A 19,689-nucleotide genomic window follows, 5' to 3' on the forward strand; every position below is an offset into this window, starting at 1 on the left:
TTCAAAACCCGATAACAGAAAACACACTAAAAACAGAATAAAATGACAAGAAAAGTAGTTATAGTAGCTGCGGTAAGGACCCCGATAGGGAGCTTTATGGGTGGCCTCTCGGGCATTCCCGCCCCCAGGTTGGGTGCTGTGGCCATCAAAAGTGCACTGCAAAAAGTAAACCTGGAACCTTCAAAAGTCGATGAAGTATTGATGGGCAATGTAGTACAGGCCGGGGAAGGTCAGGCCCCTGCCCGGCAGGCAGCCATTTATGCCGGAATACCCGATACCGTGCCTTGTACTACGGTCAACAAGGTATGTGCAAGTGGTATGAAAGCCGTAATGCAGGGCGCCCAGGCCATAGCCCTCGGTGATGCGGAAATAATCGTGGCAGGCGGAATGGAAAACATGAGCTCCATTCCCCATTACGTACATATGCGCAAGGGACAGAAATTCGGTCCGGTATCAATGGAAGACGGTATGCAAAAAGACGGACTGGTCGATGCTTACGACCAGAATGCAATGGGCGTATGCGGGGATGCCTGCGCAAAGGAATACGGCTTTTCAAGGGAAGACCAGGACAATTTTGCGGTACAGTCCTATCAAAGGTCTGCCTCGGCATGGAAAGAAGGCCGGTTTGCCGATGAAGTTGTCCCGGTGGAAGTACCACAGCGAAAAGGTGACCCCGTTCTGGTAAAAGAAGATGAAGAATATAAAAATGTGATCCTGGATAAAATACCTTCCCTGCGTCCGGCGTTCTCTAAGGACGGTACGGTGACCGCCGCCAATGCCTCGACCATAAACGACGGTGCCGCCGCACTGGTGTTGATGAGCGAGGAAAAAGCATCGGAACTGGGGCTTACCCCCCTGGCCACGATAAAAGGGTATGCAGATGCCGCCCAGGAACCGAAGTGGTTTACCACAGCCCCCGCCAAGGCATTGCCGAAAGCATTGGAAAAATCGGGGATAACGCTGGAAGACGTCGATTTTTTTGAATTTAACGAAGCCTTTTCCGTAGTGGGACTGGCCAATATGAAGCTACTGGGATTAACCGACGACAAAGTGAATGTAAACGGCGGAGCCGTTTCCCTCGGGCACCCTTTGGGATGCTCGGGCGCACGTATCCTGGTTACCCTTATACACGTTTTAAAACAAAACAACGCAAAAACAGGGGCAGCTGCCATCTGTAACGGCGGAGGCGGCGCTTCGGCCATTGTAATTGAAAAATAAGTAAATAGTTCTTAGTTTTCTGGTTGAAGAGCTCGGAGTTGATGAGTTATATGCCCGACTGATCAGCTCCCCGGCTCCAAGACTCCGAAACTGTAAAAAAACCGACCCTGAAATAGATGCAATACGGAATTTGTAACCTCAGTATCGTTCCTTTACGATCTCATCCCTCAGATACGGCCGAACTCACCTCCCAGGCCCTGTACGGTGAACATTTCAAGGTATTAGAACAACAAAAATACTGGAGCAGAATCCGTCTTGCAGCCGACCGGCATGAAGGGTGGATCGATAACAAACAGTTCCTCAAGATCGAAGAGGAAACGTATAAAAAGGTAGACAAGGGTACTCCCCGCCTGTCTGCCGACATGGTAGAATTCATCACGGACCATAACGGACAGCTTATGCCGATACCCGTAGGGGCACATGTGTGTTCCTCTTCCCTGCTTTCACACCATTTTGAAGGCAATGTCCGATCGGGTAAACAAGCCAAGGAGAACCTGGTGGAAACCGCGTTTTTATTCCTGAACTCCCCCCATCAGCACGGTGGTAAAACACCCTTTGGCATCGATGCGGCAGGACTTGCACAAATGGTGTACAAGCTGAATGGTTATCCGTTGTTGAGGGGAGCTGCACAACAAGCCACACAGGGCGAGCCCCTGAGCTTTATCGAAGAATCCGAACCGGGCGACCTGGCCTTTTTTGACGATGACGAAGGGAATATTGTACATGTAGGCATTATTATGAAAGACAATTACGTAATCCACGCCTACGGTAAGGTACGTATTGACCGTATAGACCATACCGGGATTTTTAGTGTGGAAGCCAGGAGGCACACGCATAAACTCCGGGTGATCAAAAAGATCATTTGATATAAAAAATCCCGGATTCCGGACCTTGCTTCTCCCCGTTGTGGAAATGACCGGGTCTGAAATCCGGGACTTTTGTTTTAGCCGGGTTGTCTTATTCCCTGATAAGTTTCTTGTATTTGATCCTTTTGGGCGTTACTTCGGCACCCAGGCGCTTGCGTTTGTTTTCTTCATAATCAGAAAAACCGCCTTCAAAAAAGTACACTTCGGAATTTCCTTCAAAAGCCAGGATATGGGTACAGATACGATCCAGGAACCAACGGTCGTGTGAAATGACAACAGCACAGCCGGCAAAGTTTTCCAACCCTTCTTCCAGTGCCCTGAGCGTATTTACATCAAGGTCGTTCGTCGGTTCGTCCAGGAGCAGTACGTTACCCTCTTCTTTGAGGGTCATGGCCAGGTGAAGCCGGTTTCGTTCACCGCCGGACAATGCAGACACCTTTTTGTTCTGTTCACTTCCCGAAAAGTTAAAACGGCTGAGATAGGCCCTGGAATTCACCTGTTTCCCGCCCATCATCACCAGTTCCTGTCCGTCGGAAAAGTTTTCCCAAATGGATTTTTCCGGATTGATGTTGGCGTGTTTTTGATCTACATAAGCGATCTTGGCCGTCTCTCCGACAACAAATTCCCCCTTGTCCGGCTTTTCTTCCCCCATGATCATTTTAAAAATGGTGGTCTTTCCGGCACCGTTAGGGCCAATAATCCCTACTATTCCCGCCTGGGGAAGTTTAAAATTCAGGTTGTCATAGAGCAGTTTGTCACCGAATGCCTTGGCTACTCCCTTGGATTCTATAACATTAGTTCCCAGCCTGGGACCGTTGGGAATGTAGATCTCCAGTTTTTCATCCAGTTGCTTCTGGTCTTCATTGAGCAGTTTATCGTAATTATTGAGACGTGCTTTTTGTTTGGCCTGTCGCCCTTTCGGGGCCATACGCACCCACTCGAGCTCCCGTTCCAGGGTCTTCTGCCGCTTGGAGGCCTGTTTTTGTTCCTGGGCCAGGCGTTTGGATTTCTGGTCGAGCCATGAAGAGTAGTTCCCTTTCCACGGAATGCCTTCGCCCCTGTCCAGTTCCAGTATCCATCCTGCAACATTGTCCAGGAAATAACGGTCGTGCGTTACGGCAATGACCGTTCCGCTGTATTGCTGTAAATGTTGCTCCAGCCAAAGCACGGATTCGGCATCGAGGTGGTTGGTAGGCTCATCCAGCAGTAAGATGTCCGGTTGTTGTAAAAGCAGCCTGCAAAGGGCCACACGCCTGCGTTCTCCTCCCGACAACACCTTAACGGGCGTATCCGGTTCAGGTGTACGCAGGGCATCCATAGCGATCTCCAGCTTGGTGTCCAGCTCCCAGGCATTGGTAGCATCGATCTTATCCTGCAATTCGGCCTGCTTGTCCATGAGTTTTTGCATTTTATCGGCATCCTCATAAACCTCCGGCAATCCGAACATATCGTTGATCTTGTTGTATTCATCAAGTACCGTTACCACCTCGGCAACGCCTTCCTTAACGATCTCGATCACCGTTTTTTCTTCATCCAGTTTCGGTTCCTGTTCCAGGTATCCTACGGAATACCCCGGCGAAAAAACGACATCGCCCTGGTAATTCTTTTCCACTCCGGCAATAATTTTCAGCAAAGTGGATTTCCCTGAACCGTTAAGTCCGAGTATACCGATCTTGGCCCCGTAAAAAAAGCTTAAGTAAATGTCTTTAAGCACGGTTTTATTTGTACTCTGGTACGTTTTGGAAACGCCTGACATTGAAAATATGACTTTCTTATCGTCTGACATAAGATGTTATTTGTTTTTATGGTTTGTGGTTTTTAAGTATTAAGTATTTCGTTACGTTCCCCTGTGTCCCCCCCTAAAGGGGGGATTTTATATCTTTTAAAGAACGTATGGTTTCCCCCTTTAGGGGACACACAGAGGGGCATTCAATTTCTATCAAACCCTTCCCTTCAGCGCATTAAAGATCCACGACATGGCAAAAAACCCGATTCCCACTACCGAAAAACCTATGGCGTAGTCCCTGTATTTCAAGACGCCCAGCAATACCAGTGCCGTGCCTATTAAAAACATGATAAAGGAGGCCCAACCGAATATCGTATTCTTATTCATTCCCATCGATGTGTCCATTAAATATGATTTATGTACAAAAGTCCGTATTTGTACCAAATTAGCGCGCAAATATCGTACAATTTATGAAATATTTAAGGATTACGGATAGCGTTCCATCAAAGTCTCCCGATTATTATTCCGGTTTCGGGATTCGGCAGCACAACTCCCTGTCGACTAAAAAGTCCATAACCGACTAGCTCCCGGGGTACATTACCCGGTTCCTTCATTGAACATATCCCCCCGGCTTCGAACTTCGGGCTTCTTTTCGTATTTTAGCAGCATTCTAATCAAAAAACATGGATATCAACTTCAACAAAAACGAAGACCACAATAAACTGCTCGTATCCGAATACAGGAACAGGCTTGCCGCGATAAAAAAGGGGGGCGGGCAAAAACGGATTGAAAAGCTGCATTCCGAAGGTAAAATGACCGCCCGGGAGCGCATTGACTACCTGCTGGACAAAAACACCGACAGTATAGAGATCGGAGCCTTTGCCGGGGATGACATGTATGAAGAACACGGGGGCTGCCCGTCCGGCGGTGTTGTTGTAAAGATCGGGTACGTCAAAGGACGGCAATGCATCGTCGTGGCCAATGACGCCACGGTAAAAGCCGGGGCGTGGTTCCCCATTACGGGAAAAAAGAACCTCCGCGCCCAGGAGATCGCCATGGAAAACAGACTCCCCATCATTTACCTGGTGGACAGTGCCGGGGTTTACCTGCCCATGCAGGATGAAATATTCCCTGACAAGGAACACTTTGGCCGGATTTTCAGAAACAATGCCATCATGAGCAGCATGGGCATTACTCAGATCGCCGCCGTTATGGGAAGCTGCGTGGCCGGTGGGGCATATCTCCCCATAATGAGTGATGAAGCACTGATCGTGAACAAGACCGGGAGTATCTTCCTGGCAGGCAGTTACCTGGTAAAAGCAGCCATAGGCGAAACCATCGATAACGAAACCCTTGGCGGGGCCACCACTCACTGTGAAATTAGCGGTGTCACCGACTACAAAGCTGAAGACGACAAGGACGCCCTGGACACCATAAAAAATATCATGGACAAGATCGGCGACTTTAACAAGGCCGGTTTTAACCGTACAAAGGCCGCCAAACCGAAGGAAAATCCCGAAGACATTTACGGAATCCTCCCCAGATCGAGAGGAGACCAGTATGACATGAAGGAGATCATAAAACGCCTGGTAGACAATTCGGAACTGGAAGAATACAAAGCGGGCTACGGCAAAACACTCATTACCGGGTATGCACGTATTAACGGATGGGCTGTAGGTATTGTGGCCAACCAGCGAAAGGTAGTGAAAACCAAAAAGGGCGAAATGCAGTTCGGAGGAGTTATTTATTCCGACAGCGCCGATAAAGCCACCCGGTTTATAGCCAACTGCAACCAGAAAAAGATCCCCCTGGTATTTTTACAGGATGTCACGGGCTTTATGGTAGGCAGTAAAAGCGAACACGGAGGCATTATAAAAGACGGGGCCAAAATGGTTAATGCACTGAGCAATAGTGTGGTTCCCAAGTTTACGGTGGTTATAGGGAACTCTTATGGGGCCGGTAACTACGCCATGTGCGGCAAGGCTTATGATCCCAGGCTTATCTTTGCATGGCCAAGTGCCGAACTCGCCGTAATGGGAGGTTCCCAGGCCGCCAAGGTATTGTTACAGATAGAAACGGCCTCACTGAAGAAAAAAGGGGAAAACATTACCAAGAAAAAGGAAGAAGAACTGTTTAACAAGATAAAATCGAGATACGATGCGCAGACCTCTCCCTACTATGCTGCGGCCAGGTTGTGGACCGATGCCGTGATCGATCCTGCCGATACCCGGAAATGGATCAGTATGGGGATCGAAGCTGCCAACCACGCTCCGATTGAAAAACCGTATAATCCCGGGGTGATGCAGGTTTAAGGTTCTAAGTTCTAAGTTCAAAGTTTAAGGTTTAAGGTTTAATATTGGTTAAATTTAATTCGGTTCCTGAGCGGAGCCGAAGGGGAAAATTCAGGAATCCATGAAAAAAATTTTACTTTTAGGTTTAGTGTTGGCAGGTATTCAAGGGATACACGCCCAGTTGCTCCAGGACAAGGAAAGCTATACCCGGGGAGATACCCTGAGAGGCTCCCTTCGTACGGAACGAAACTTTGACGTGAGGAAGTACCGCCTGAGCATTAAACTCGACCCGGACAAAAAATATATCGAGGGGTACAACCGTATCGTTTTTGTACCGCAGCAACGGCTGACCTCCATGCAAATCGACCTGTTTGAGAATATGGAAGTGGATTCCATTCTGTATCACGGCAAGCGCCTTCCCTATCGCCGGGAATACAATGCTGTTTTTATAAAGAATGATAAAGGATTTGCAAAAAACAGTAAGGACAGTATTACTTTTTACTATTCGGGAAATCCCATTACCGCCAAACGCGCCCCGTGGGACGGAGGTTTCGACTGGAAAACCGACAAGAACGGAAAACCCTGGATTGCTACGGCTGTTCAGGGAACGGGAGCAAGCGCCTGGTGGCCCAACAAGGATCATCAGAGCGACGAGCCGGAGAACGGCATGACCATTAAGGTGGCGGTTCCCAACGGACTAATGAATGTATCCAACGGCAGGCTTACCGGTAAAAAAGACCTGGGCAACGGCTATACCCGGTGGGACTGGAAGGTTACCAACCCCATAAACAATTATGATGTGGCCCTGAATATAGGGGATTATGCCCATTTCGGGGAAACATACAAGGGACTGGACATGGATTTTTATGTACTGAGCTACAATCTCGAAAAGGCCAAAAAGCACTTTCAGGAAGTCAAGCCCATGATGGATTGTTTCCAGGAAAAATTCGGCACTTATCCGTTTAAGGAAGACAGTTATAAGATGGTGGAAACCCCTCACCTGGGTATGGAACACCAAAGTGCGGTGGCCTACGGTAACAAATACATGAAAGGTTACCTGGGACGTGATCTTTCCGGTACGGGCATAGGCACCCGGTGGGACTTTATTATCATCCATGAAACCGGTCACGAGTGGTTCGGTAACAGCATTACGTCTTCCGATATTGCCGATATGTGGATACACGAGGGCTTCACCACCTATTCCGAAGCCGTTTACGTAGAATGCCGCTGGGGTTATGAAGACGGGCAAGCCTATGTGAACGGGTTAAAACAGAATGTAAGGAACGACAAGCCCATTATCGGCGATTACGGCGTGAACAGGGAAGGCTCCGGAGACATGTACCCCAAGGGCGCCCTGATGCTCAACACCATCCGCCATATGATCAACGATGATGACAAGTGGTGGCAACTGATAAAAAATTTCAGTGAGACCTTTAAACACATGATCGTGGATACCGAAATGGTATTGAATTTCTTTGAACAGGAAACCGGTCTCGACCTGGAACCGGTATTTGACCAGTACCTGAGGCATAAGGACATCCCGGTACTGGAGCTGAAAAGGGAAGGCAATGGCGCTGCCTACCGGTGGATTGTAGATGTTAACCATTTCAATATGCCCGTAGACGCCAGTATTAACGGAGAAACGGTACGTCTGCACCCTACCGCCGAATGGCAAAAGCTGGACACTCCGCCCGCCGGGATCTCGATAGCCACCGATCGCTTTTTTATCAATGTCAAAAGGGATAAATAACGTTCTACCCCTAAAAACAAAACACTGAAAAACAGCAAATTAATTTAATATTTGCTGTTTTTTTTGTATCTTAAGGGGTGTATTTTTAAAGACCGGAACCATGGGAACAGTAAAAACTTTAAACAAATGGGCCAATTCGCATACCTATTATCCGCTTGACATTTTACGGATAGCCCTCGGGGTATTCCTGTTTATGAAAGGGACTTCCTTTATTGTTAACAGCCAGTACCTGATAGACATTATCAAACCGATACAGAACTGGTGGGGAGCCATGCTGACCGTACACTACGTAGCCTCGGCCCACATGCTCGGCGGTATACTGATCATTTTCGGACTGCTGACACGGTGGTCGGTGGCTGCACAATTACCTATTCTTATAGGAGCCATTGTCATTAATTTTATCGGGGAAATGCACAGCGGTAACCTTATCGCTTCTTCCCTGACCTTTGTAGCCTGTATCTTTTTCCTGATCTACGGTTCGGGGAAGCACTCGGCGGATTATTATTTTAAGATGCAGCAATAGATAATAGGATACATCAAAACCTTTAAGATCCCGGTTCATTACAAGCGGGTATAAGTAGGTTTAACTGTCATTGGTCCGAGTCTTCCAAATTTTTTTCAAGCCTTATTTAACGCCGAGATTAAGACAAAAAAAGGACTGCCTTTCAAAAGACAGCCCCTTTCATTTAATTCAATCGGATAACAACAAATATTTAAGCTTTTTTTGATTTCACTTAATCGTCATTATCAAACCTTTATCAGTTCTGGTCAGCCTCTGTTAAATTAGGATTGGCATCAATTTCCGCCTGGGGTATCTTCCAGATCCAGGCATCGTTTACGGAAGGTTTTTCCTGTTGAAAACCGTCTTGGTACAACTTTTCAGCAGCCCCGGAGTTTGATTGGTCTAAACCTTCATCCCACCTGATGTTATCGTGGTAACTGAAGCCTTCTCCCCATAATTCTACCCGTCTTTGAAGTTTAATCTGGTCCATAAGCGCTTCCTTTGTACCGAAGGCCAACTTATCAAATGCGGAATCCCTTGCTTCACCTAAAAGAGCTAATGCATTTTGAGCCCCGGTTATGTCGCCCACCATGGCTTTTGCCTCAGCCTCGATTAAAACCATTTCTGAAGATCTCATGTAAATTACATCATCCGGATCTATGGTTCCCGGATTTTTTTGCAGGAACTTAACATTTATGTACGGGTGGGTATTGTGGCCCGTTGTCATACCATAAGTGGTGATGATGTCTTCCCAGGCATTCCAGAAATCGTCTTCATTATCGTAGTTAGGATCTGTTTCATAACTCCCTCCCTGGTCATTTGACGCATCGGGATTAGTATTTGGCGCTAAAGGCAACCAGGCATCCCTTCTGTAATCTGTCTCGGGCAACTGATTGTAAAGCGCTTTACTTATAAATTTAGGATTACTTCTGTTTTGGCTGCCGTTAAATGTAGAACAGATATAATAGAAATAAGACTGGAAGTAGTTAGTTTCCGAATCTATTACATTGCCACCCCAGATCACTTCAGAAAGGTCTAAGGTATTAAAACCGGACTTCCAATCGGACTCACCCATAATCGGATATCCTTCTCTTGCCATTTCGGCATAAGTGGCTGCGGTTTGCCAATCTCCTTTGGATAAAGCTACACGGGCTTTAATACCATAGGCTGCGTTAACAGATATATGCGACTTGGCACTGGAACCACTTCCCGGATTTATTCCTTCTTCCAAATAACCGATGGCAAGGTCGATATCATCTTCTATTTGCTTGTAAATCTCGGCAACGGTAACTCTCGGCCCGCTTTCAAATGGCACACCCCTGTCTAACAATAAGGGTACTCCGGGGTCTGTATCCGGATCGCCAATGATATATCCGCGGGCAAAGGTGGTGACAAGCCTCCAGTAAGACCATGCTCTATAGGCATGTGCCTGCCCCAGTATATTGTTCAGTTTCCCATCCCGGGTAAAATCGCCATTGGCAACAGCATTAATAATTCCGTTAGCACTGGAAATGAAATGGTAACGCTGATACCAAAAACTATAGTTCGTTGTACTACTGGCAATAGTATGAGTAGTCCATTGCAGATCCGATCTCATCCAACCGTTTCCCCGCGAGGAGTGAAGGATATTCCCTCCAATGGCATCTAATGAAGGGAGAAAATGGCTTTCTCCCGACCTCGAGGAATTATCATAGTCGTCTAACGGGCTTTGCGCATACATTTGCCTGTGCAACCCGTTTAACACGAGCAACATATTGTCTGGAGTGCTAAAAGCTTCCTGGTCGGAGATTGAATCTGTGGGATACTTCTCCAGATAATCATCGGAGCAGCTTACCGGGATCGTAGCTATTATAGTTAGTAAGATCAAGTATATTTTATATTTCATCTTTTTAAGTTTTTGATTTTTTTCTTTTTTAAAAAGCAATATCCAAACCAACGGAGGCCACCCTACTCGGATTAAAATCGTTCCCCGCAGGTGTCCCCGACAGGTTGTACTGCGGATTTAAACCTTTTCTTTTTGCCCATAATGCCAGATTCTCGGCAGACACAAAAAACCTGAGCTTGTCCATACCTAATTTGTCTAAAATTTTATCCCCAAAATTGTAGGATAAATTAACATTTCTCAGCGCTATATATGATGCATCTGTCAACCATCTTGAGGATAACCTGGGTGATAAATCGGCATTACCGTTTTCCATTCTGGGAACATCGGTTACATCTCCGGGTTTTTTCCATGCTTTAAGGGCGTCGGGGTGTAAAGAATAACCGTAATCTCCTTCATGCATCATATCGGCATAACCGTAGTCTAAAATTTTACCGCCCAACTGGTAAACGAACAGGAAGTTGAGGTTGATATTTTTATAAGAGAACCCGTTTCTAACAGACCCGATAACATCGGGAACCGAACTCTCTCCCACATATCCCTTGTTGGCTTCCTGGTAATCGTTGGTCGTGGCATGCGATCCGTCTTCATTCATAACGGGAACATTAGCTCCGTTGGGATCGTCCGGGTTGGATTCGTACATATAAAATAAGGCATCTCCATTATCCGGGTCTACACCTGCATAGTCATAGATATAAAAATCGTATCGCGACCGGCCGGCTTCCCAACGTTTGGAACCAGTTATGAACGGGCTCGGCAGGAAAGTGATTTCATTTTTCAGGGTAGAAGCCTGGATGCCCATTTCCCAGGAGAAATCCTTGCCATCTACGATCACGCCGTTCAGGCCCAATTCAAATCCTTCGTTGTACATATCACCAATATTATCAGGTGCTTTGGAAACACCTTCGGATATCGGGGTTGGTACATTGTATAATAAGTCAGAGGATATCTTTTTGTAGTATTCCAGGGCCCCGTTAATTCTGTTGTTAAAAAACCCGAATTCCAGGGCAACATCCCACATTCCCATGGTTTCCCATTGTAAATTGGCATTACCGGCCGCATCCCAGAATGCTCCGGGCGTACCGGCATTGGGGTAGATTGCAAAAAGACCTTGCGATATATAATAGTTATCATCATCCAGCCGGTCATTACCAACCTCGCCATAAGAGGCCCTTAACTTTAAGTTATTTACAAATTTTGCGTTGTCCATAAAAGACTCCCGGTCTATTCTCCAGGAGGCACCTGCAGAATAGAACGTCCCCCACTTGTAGTTGGTAAACACGGAAGAACCATCTCTTCTGACAGATCCGCTTAAATAATATTTATTGTTAAAATTATAATTTAACCTGGCAAAATAGCCTTCGAGTGTCTTTTCTGTGGTAGAACCGTCTAATGAAGAAATTACCGAAAAGTTATCAAATTCATGGATGTCTGCAACCGTCTGCCTGGTTTTAAATCCGTCTATATCGGTAATTTCCCTGTCAAAATTTTCGTGACCCAGGGTGATTTCAAAATTATGATCGTCAAACGATTTGTTGTAATTGATGATCTGGTTAAAGTTCTTTACGGTTCTTCTGTATCTGAAATCGCTGAAACGTCCGTCCGGCGCACCGTCTCCAACCAGATTGTTTTCGTATTCTTTATCAATATAATCCTGAATATCCTGGCCGTAATTGAAACTTATTTTTAAACCGTCAATAATATTAAAATCAACGTTGTAGCGGAACCCCAGATTATTAATCTTTGTTTGGTTACTGTTCAGGATAAGTTCTTCTACGGCATTCCGGCCAACACTAGACCCATATGACCTGGATTGGATGCCGTAATTGGGATAACCTTCTCCTCTATCAAATTGAAGTTCGCCTTCCTGGTCTAATATATACTCACCTGTTCCGGGGTCTACAATATAAATAGGATAAACAGAGGCCATGTTTTTAGCAAAACTAAAAGGGTTTACAATACTACTCAGTTCATCATATGACGGACCATTGGCCTCTGATAAGGCCAAATTAACCGACCCGCCTAATGTAATCCATTTTTTGGGGGAGAAACTGGCATTTAAACGGGTGGTTGTCCTTTGAAAATCACTTTCAATAACGTATCCGGTTTCCTTGAGGTTTGAAGCAGAAAAGAATACGTTAAAGTTTTCACCGCCACCTGATACGCTGACGTTATGGCTTTCCCTTTTTCCGGTCCTTTCCAATACATCATACCAGTCCAGTCCTTTGAAGATAACTTTTGCATTGGGATTTAGAACACCGTCTTCACCCACAATCTCGTCATTTGGTACATTAAACGGATTGTAACCCAATCTGTTAAATATGGTTGCAGAAGCTTCTGCTTCCGGATTGGCTTCGTTCAATGAGTTTTTATACGCCTGCCACATCAACTCGTAGTATTGACCGGGAGAAACGGCATCGTACTCGTCAACTCCCTTTGTGATAATACCGGTTTGAGTATTTGCACTGACCCTGAGTGAAGAATCCCTTCTCCCTTTTTTAGTAGTGATCATCACAACACCATTTGCTGCCCGGGAACCGTAAAGCGAAGTAGAAGCAGCATCTTTTAAAATTGTTATGGACTCTATATCGTTTTGGTTTATGGAGTTTAAACCGCCTTCGAACTGAATACCATCAATAATGATAAGCGGATCGACAGAACCGTTAAGTGTCCCAACACCTCTAATTACTATATTCGGGGAAGAACCGGGTTGTCCGGATGCAGAGGTAAACTGAACGCCTGTAGCAGCTCCCTCAATGGCTGAAATCGGAGAAGTTGCAGGTCTTAATTCAATATCTTCCGGTTCTATTACAGAAGCAGCACCTGTAAATGCTTCTTTAGTAGTGGTACCGTAAGCTACAACTATTACCTCTTCCAAAGCCTGGGCATCTTCTTCCATCCTTAAATTTACCGTCCCGGAGGACCCCACACGTATTTCTTCGGTCTTTTGTCCTACGTAGGAAAAGATCAATACCTGTCCTTCGTCGGCAGCGATCGTATAATTTCCGTCAAAATCGGTTTGGGTTCCAACGGTAGTCCCCTTCACCACAATGTTCACGCCGGGCAAAGGCATCCCGGTATGGTCCGTAACCTTCCCGGTCACCAGATTTTGCAATACCCGGTTTAATTCTGCCGGTTTTTTGTTGTGCTGAACCGTTTGTACCTGCTCCTTTCCCGGGTCGTCTTTCTCCATATCTTCCAGAAATTCCTCTATCATCTGTACCACATAGGTATCTCCTTTCGGGAAGAGTACGATCTGGTTTTTTACCATTTTATAATCGATCTCCAGGTTATGCAGCAATTGTTTCAGCACCGTCTCCAGTTCTGCATTATCCACATCGATACTCACCTTTTTGGAAACATCAACCAACCTGTTGTTGTAAAAGAAGTGATAATCGGTTTTCTGTTCGATTTCCGCAAGAGCTTCAGACAAGCTGCTGTGCTTCAGGTTTAATGATATACTCTGTGCTTTAATGTTGGTGGCCAAGAGTTCTCCTAAGGTAAGACATACCAAAACGACATAAATCTTCATGATCCTGAGCATTTGTTTAGCTGGCATTTTTCCGGAACCCGAAAGGAAATGCCTGCCAAACAATTTAAAACGATAGTTTTTTTTCATAATTTTAAACGTTTTTTAGATTAAAACAAGACTGGTTTTAGTTTAATTAAACACTCACGGAAGAAGGTGTTGCCGCACCTTCTTCTTTTTTTACCTAATTAATACAAGGTTATTTTATTTTCTTCCTTCTTATAATCTATAGGGGACGATATCTGCAATACCTTCAGTACTTCTTCTATAGTAAGGTTATCAAAAGTCCCGGTGTACAGGTATTCATAAAGTGCTTCGGATTGCACCTTGAAATTCACATCATATTTCCGTTCAAGGTCTTCCAGCACTTCTTCCAGGGGGGTCTCCATGAAAATGAGTTTCCCTTCTTTCCAGGAAACGGCTTCCTCCCGGGATACTTTTTTTATTTTGAGGTGCTTTTCCTCCCGGTTAAGCATTGCGGCTTGCAGTGGTTCCAGTTTAACAGGCGCGGCATAAGCACTTCCCACTTCCACAACCCCTTCTACCAATGTGGTCCTGACATCAGTGTCTTCAGAATAGGAACGGACATTGAAAGAGGTCCCCAATACCTTTACGTTCATCTCCCCGGCGTGTACTATAAAAGGGCGTGTCGTATCCCTTTGCACTTCAAAATAGGCCTCGCCGCTAAGAAAAACTTCCCTTATACTGTCTGTAAAACTTCTGGAATATCGCAATTGACTGTCCACATTCAGTACCACCTGTGTACCGTCCGGCAGTTCAATTTCCCTGCTCACTCCTTTGGGGGTGATTTCCTCCACAAGTTCTGTTTCCGCAATTCCGGGAAGGGCACTCCCCGATCCGCGGGAATTCAAAACATTAAAGATCAACAATCCCAACGCCAGTATTGCCGCCACAGACGTTACCCGTATCAATACCTGCCTCAATTTTTTGTTCCGGCCTGCTTCCTTAACCCGTAAATAGGCCTGTTCCGTATCGAGCACGGGTATATTGAAACCGGATGCCGTGTGTTTGGCCTTCAGGAGATTATACCGTTCCTGGTTTTCCTGTGTTGAAAATATCCATTCCATAACACGGCGTTTTTCTTCTTCTCCCAGTTCGCCTTCTATATATTTAACAATGGTCTCGTCTTTCATTTTTGTGTTTAAACTGTTAAGCATATATTAATAAGACGTTAAAAAAATGTTTTACCCTGAGTTTTATGTGAAATTTTATGACATGGACAATTATTTCTCAAAAAATTCAGTCTTTATTAAAACATCCGCTTTATTTTAAGAACAATCAAAAAACCGGGAATACGGATCGAAGTGATCGCAAAATAACGGGGCAGGATCAAAAGTTGTGGAATAAAGTCAGGTTTTAGATTTCAGATATGAGATGTAAGATTTATGATCTATGATTACTAAGATGCAGGAAGTAATTCAGACATTGTTTTACCGGGATTTCAGCTATATCGAAAATCTTTATGGTCTTTAGGATTCTCCGGTCACAGTGAAAGCAACCTGTAACCTACCATTATCAATACATCAAAAGGAAATAATTGTCGTTCGAACACATTTAAAGGAAAGGAATTCCTCCGAACAGGGAAAAGCACGACAAAAACTCACGTAAATGCAAACGCATATGTTTTAATGCCTTCGTCATATGACTTTCTACGGTTTTTACGGAGATACGGAGTTCCTCGGCGGTTTCTTTGTAGTTAAGTCCGTCCACTTTGGTTTTCAGGAACACCTTTTTACAGGTTTTAGGCAGCAGCGCCACAGCCTCTTCTATACGTTTTTCCAGTTCTTCTTCCAGCAGGAAAGCGGCTTCCTTATCCTGTAATGCCTTGAAATTTAGCTTATTTTCAAGGAGTACTGTTTCATCTTCCATAGAAATCAGCTTTCTCGGTTTCCTGAGAATATCCAGGCAACGGTTTTTCACCATTTTAAACAGATACCCTCCCGTATTTCCCCGGATGTGAAGCTCTTTTCTCCGGTCCCATAACGAAATAAAAATGCCCTGCACCACTTCTTCGGCCAGAAAATCATCTTTCAGGTAGGACCTTGCTATGACAAACAGATTATTGGCATACAAACGGTACAGGGTTTCAAAGGCTTTTTCATCCCCCCGTTTTATGAGCTGTATTAAATTATTTGAGTTAGTTGGATTCAATGGACAATCCTGTTTTACCAGTTTGATTTCCGATGTTAAAACTACAAAAAAACACTTCTTTTTAACATTGAATCGCCATTCTTTTCTTAAACTTTTTTAAAAAGCAGAATTTTATCTTATACAATGAGGAATTACCTTTCAACTCGCCCATGCTCCCGGTTGTACGGGGTTTCTAATAGTATTTTAAATACACAAAACAAGAACTGCTCTCCTCTTTGTTCCAATTAAAATAATTAACTATATTTGCACCCGATTTCAGATCAACCTCTGGCGAAGGACGTGAATGTTGCTTTGAAAAAACGCGATTAAAAACAGAACAATGGAAGATTTAGTAAAATTTGTCCAGGACGAATTCGTTACCAAAAAGGAATTCCCGGAATTCTCTGCCGGAGACACCATTACCGTTTACTACGAAATTAAAGAGGGTGAAAAAACCCGTACACAGTTCTTCAGAGGTGTGGTAATACAAAGGAGAGGCCAGGGAGCATCCGAGACTTTTACTATCCGTAAAATGTCCGGTACTGTTGGTGTAGAGCGTATTTTTCCTATAAATATGCCGGCACTCCAAAAAATAGAGATCAACAAAAAAGGTAAAGTACGACGCGCCCGTATATTCTATTTCAGAGGGCTCAGGGGTAAAAAAGCAAGAATTAAAGAGGTCAGATCATAAACTTTTTTACCGTACAAAAACACTAAAAGGCTATTCTTTACAGAATGGCCTTTTTTTATTAACCATTGTTAATAACTACGGTTTATAACATGTTGATTTTTAATCGGGTAAATATACTCTATTCCTGTTTCGTTTTTGTATCTTTATACCACTCTTCCGAATACAAAGGAAACGTTCTTGTAAATAAATACTTTTTTGACAATGTCTGGAAAAGCATTATTGTGATACACAATACAAGCTGGACAGAAACTTAGAAACAATTTGTTATCTATGCCGAAAAGATTCGTTGATACTATTAACGGAACAGTGTAGGAAGTCAGGAAAGTATGCAGAAACACGGAGTGCGATATCATAATCACAACAAAGTGTTTCTACGGAAATAGCGGTGTAACCGGCAACCGGAGTTTGCAAACCCGGTATAAACACCGGGACAAACGGATTTACACAACTATTTTCAGAAAGCCATATCAGTATAGAAATATGATGATATGGCTTTTGTTTTTTCCGCTTTCCGCGCTTCTCTTCCTCACCTTCGTATTATTCTAACATTTTACCCCGATATTCCCTGTTTTTTTGAAATATCTAACCCTCTCATTCCCACATTTAATTGTATATTTGCTGTCGCTTAAAATGTATCAAATCTGAAAATTTCATACAAAAATTACCTTTTATAATCATGTCACAAACACCCAAGATAGTTTATACCAAAACAGACGAGGCTCCGGCGCTCGCAACACATTCCCTCTTATCCATCATAAAATCGTTTACCGCCTCTTCCGGAATAGATGTAGAGGTGAGGGACATTTCCCTTGCCGCACGTATTCTTGCCGGTTTTTCAGATTACCTCCCCGAATCGCAGCGTATAAATGACGCCCTGGCAGAACTGGGGGCCCTGGCCAAAACCCCCGAGGCCAATATCGTTAAACTTCCCAATATCAGCGCATCCATACCTCAGCTGGAAGCCGCAATTAAAGAACTCCAGGCCAAAGGCTATGCCCTTCCGGATTACCCGGACGATCCAAAAGACGAGAAGGAAAAGGACATTAAAACCCGTTACGACAAAATCAAGGGAAGTGCCGTCAACCCCGTACTCCGCGAAGGGAACTCCGATCGCAGGGCACCGAAAGCCGTAAAAAATTACGCGCGTAAACATCCCCACAGCATGGGAGCATGGGCAACTGATTCCAGGTCTCATGTAGCTACAATGTCGGAAGGCGATTTCAGGCATAATGAAAAATCCCTGACCCTGGAGGATGAAGACCGCATAAAAATAAGCCTTAAACAGGCAGATGGTACCACAAAAGTGCTCAAAGAAGGCCTCGCCATACAAAAAGGGGAGATCATAGACGGTACCGTACTGAACAAAAAAGCACTGGTAGCATTCCTGCAGGAACAAATCAGAGAAGCCAAAGAACAGGGAGTCCTTTTTTCCCTGCACATGAAAGCCACCATGATGAAGGTGTCAGACCCCATCATATTCGGTCATGCCGTAAAAGTATTCTTTGCTCCTGTTTTCGAAAAATACGGAGAAGTACTCGACAAGGCAGGTGCCGATGCCAATAACGGACTGGGAGATATCCTCGCGGTAATCCAGTCCCTTCCGGAAACGGAACGAAAAGCTATCGAATCCGAAATAGCATCCTGTATAGCCGACGGTCCCGATCTGGCTATGGTAAACTCCGACAAGGGAATTACCAACCTTCACGTACCCAGCGACGTGATCATCGATGCCTCCATGCCTGCAATGATACGCAATTCGGGCTGCATGTGGAATGCCGAGGGAAAAACACAGGATACCAAGGCCATAATTCCGGACAGCAGTTATTCAGCCGTTTACCAGGCCACTATCGATTTCTGTAAGGAAAACGGTGCCTTTGACCCCACCACTATGGGCACAGTTCCCAATGTAGGGCTTATGGCACAGAAAGCCGAAGAATACGGTTCGCACGACAAAACCTTCGAAATACCGGCAGACGGTACCGTACAGGTAACGAACAGCAAGAACGAGGTGATCATGGAACACCCGGTAGAAAAAGGAGACATCTGGAGAATGTGCCAGACCAAGGACGCACCGGTACAGGACTGGGTAAAACTTGCCGTAAACCGTGCCGCGGCCACACAAACTCCTGCCGTTTTCTGGCTGGATGAAGAACGGGCCCACGACGCGGAACTGATCAAAAAAGTAAAACAATACCTGCCACAGCATGATACCGAAGGACTCGATATCCGCATCCTCTCTCCGGCAGAAGCTACGCTCTTTACCCTGAAACGCCTCAAGGCGGGAGAAGATACCATTTCTGTAACCGGAAACGTGCTTCGCGACTATCTCACCGACCTCTTCCCTATCCTGGAAGTGGGGACCAGCGCCAAAATGCTGTCTATCGTACCGCTTATGAATGGCGGCGGACTTTTTGAAACCGGCGCAGGAGGGTCTGCACCGAAACACGTACAGCAGTTCCTGGAAGAAAATCACCTGAGATGGGATTCGCTGGGAGAATTTCTGGCACTGGCCGTATCACTGGAACACCTGGGCAATAAATACAATAATAATAAGGCTATCGTACTGGCAGAGGCACTGGATGAAGCTACGGAGCGATACCTGGAAAACGACCGTTCCCCTTCGCGCAAAGTGAACGAACCGGACAACCGTACCAGCCATTTCTACCTGGCACTTTACTGGGCACAGGCACTGGCCGAACAAACAAAAGACAAGGAATTACAGGCAGAGTTTGCCCCCCTTGCCGAAGAACTCCGGAACAGGGAGCAAGACATCGTGGAAGAACTGAATACCATACAGGGAAAACCCGTAGATATAGGCGGATATTACATCCCCGATGAAAAACTTGCCACGGAAGCCATGCGCCCGAGCCTGATATTTAATACGGCCCTGAACAAATTACAGGAAGCATAATTAAGTCAACACCAAAATTCAGAGAGGCTGCCCCTACAGGCAGCCTTTTTCTTTTACACCTATCTTCTTTTCCCTCGAAATCCCGCTTTCGCTCTTCCCTCCTGTCCGGGGTTTATCGTACTTTTTTCAGATCTTTTATTCGTCCTGTTCCGTCCTTTTACTTTATTATATA

Annotated in this window: 13 protein-coding genes; 7 read left to right on the plus strand and 6 right to left on the minus strand. The window is 45.2% G+C overall.

Going from position 1 to position 19,689, the window contains the following annotated elements; all coding sequences use genetic code 11:
- Positions 1–42: 42 nt before the first annotated feature.
- Together LS482_RS00405 and LS482_RS00410 are read left to right on the plus strand one after the other, a co-directional pair.
- Positions 43–1,218, plus strand: coding sequence for an acetyl-CoA C-acyltransferase (locus tag LS482_RS00405; protein WP_233029761.1), 1,176 nt, complete (start codon positions 43–45; stop codon positions 1,216–1,218).
- Between the two features lie 116 nt (positions 1,219–1,334).
- A complete protein-coding gene (locus LS482_RS00410; RefSeq protein ID WP_233029762.1) occupies positions 1,335–2,084 on the plus strand; it encodes a C40 family peptidase in 750 nt (249 codons plus the stop codon).
- 91 nt (positions 2,085–2,175) lie between these two features.
- Here the strand turns inward: LS482_RS00410 and ettA are convergent, their stop codons facing one another.
- On the minus strand, positions 2,176–3,870 hold the full coding sequence (ettA, locus tag LS482_RS00415; protein ID WP_233029763.1) for an energy-dependent translational throttle protein EttA: 1,695 nt from the start codon (positions 3,868–3,870) through the stop codon (positions 2,176–2,178).
- A gap of 153 nt (positions 3,871–4,023) precedes the next feature.
- Positions 4,024–4,203 (minus strand): CAL67264 family membrane protein, encoded by a 180-nt coding sequence (locus LS482_RS00420; RefSeq protein WP_233031871.1) that lies wholly within the window; start codon positions 4,201–4,203, stop codon positions 4,024–4,026.
- A gap of 290 nt (positions 4,204–4,493) precedes the next feature.
- Here LS482_RS00420 and LS482_RS00425 point away from each other — a divergent pair, with 290 nt between their 5' ends.
- The 3 genes from LS482_RS00425 to LS482_RS00435 all read left to right on the plus strand — a co-directional run bounded on the left by LS482_RS00425 (position 4,494) and on the right by LS482_RS00435 (position 8,374).
- Positions 4,494–6,122 carry an acyl-CoA carboxylase subunit beta gene (locus LS482_RS00425; RefSeq protein WP_233029764.1) on the plus strand — a complete coding sequence of 543 codons (1,629 nt, stop codon included), beginning with the start codon at positions 4,494–4,496 and terminating at the stop codon, positions 6,120–6,122.
- A gap of 100 nt (positions 6,123–6,222) precedes the next feature.
- Complete coding sequence (locus tag LS482_RS00430; RefSeq protein ID WP_233029765.1) at positions 6,223–7,851, plus strand: M1 family metallopeptidase; 1,629 nt, start codon at positions 6,223–6,225, stop codon at positions 7,849–7,851.
- Positions 7,852–7,951: 100 nt separating this feature from the next.
- On the plus strand, positions 7,952–8,374 hold the full coding sequence (locus tag LS482_RS00435; RefSeq protein ID WP_233029766.1) for a DoxX family protein: 423 nt from the start codon (positions 7,952–7,954) through the stop codon (positions 8,372–8,374).
- A 235-nt stretch (positions 8,375–8,609) separates the two neighbouring features.
- Here the strand turns inward: LS482_RS00435 and LS482_RS00440 are convergent, their stop codons facing one another.
- The 4 genes from LS482_RS00440 to LS482_RS00455 form a co-directional block, all read right to left on the minus strand.
- Positions 8,610–10,238, minus strand: a complete 1,629-nt coding sequence (locus LS482_RS00440) for a RagB/SusD family nutrient uptake outer membrane protein (protein WP_233029767.1) — start codon at positions 10,236–10,238, stop codon at positions 8,610–8,612.
- Between the two features lie 28 nt (positions 10,239–10,266).
- On the minus strand, positions 10,267–13,854 hold the full coding sequence (locus tag LS482_RS00445; protein WP_233029768.1) for a TonB-dependent receptor: 3,588 nt from the start codon (positions 13,852–13,854) through the stop codon (positions 10,267–10,269).
- A gap of 98 nt (positions 13,855–13,952) precedes the next feature.
- Complete coding sequence (locus LS482_RS00450; protein WP_233029769.1) at positions 13,953–14,918, minus strand: FecR family protein; 966 nt, start codon at positions 14,916–14,918, stop codon at positions 13,953–13,955.
- 421 nt (positions 14,919–15,339) lie between these two features.
- Positions 15,340–15,936 carry an RNA polymerase sigma factor gene (locus LS482_RS00455; protein ID WP_233029770.1) on the minus strand — a complete coding sequence of 199 codons (597 nt, stop codon included), beginning with the start codon at positions 15,934–15,936 and terminating at the stop codon, positions 15,340–15,342.
- Positions 15,937–16,255: 319 nt separating this feature from the next.
- Here LS482_RS00455 and rplS point away from each other — a divergent pair, with 319 nt between their 5' ends.
- Together rplS and LS482_RS00465 are read left to right on the plus strand one after the other, a co-directional pair.
- Positions 16,256–16,606, plus strand: coding sequence for a 50S ribosomal protein L19 (gene rplS, locus LS482_RS00460; protein WP_233029771.1), 351 nt, complete (start codon positions 16,256–16,258; stop codon positions 16,604–16,606).
- Between the two features lie 676 nt (positions 16,607–17,282).
- Positions 17,283–19,517, plus strand: coding sequence for an NADP-dependent isocitrate dehydrogenase (locus LS482_RS00465; protein ID WP_233029772.1), 2,235 nt, complete (start codon positions 17,283–17,285; stop codon positions 19,515–19,517).
- Positions 19,518–19,689 lie beyond the last annotated feature (172 nt).

The sequence above is a fragment of the Sinomicrobium kalidii genome, from assembly GCF_021183825.1.
Classification (GTDB): Bacteria; Bacteroidota; Bacteroidia; order Flavobacteriales; family Flavobacteriaceae; genus Sinomicrobium; species Sinomicrobium kalidii.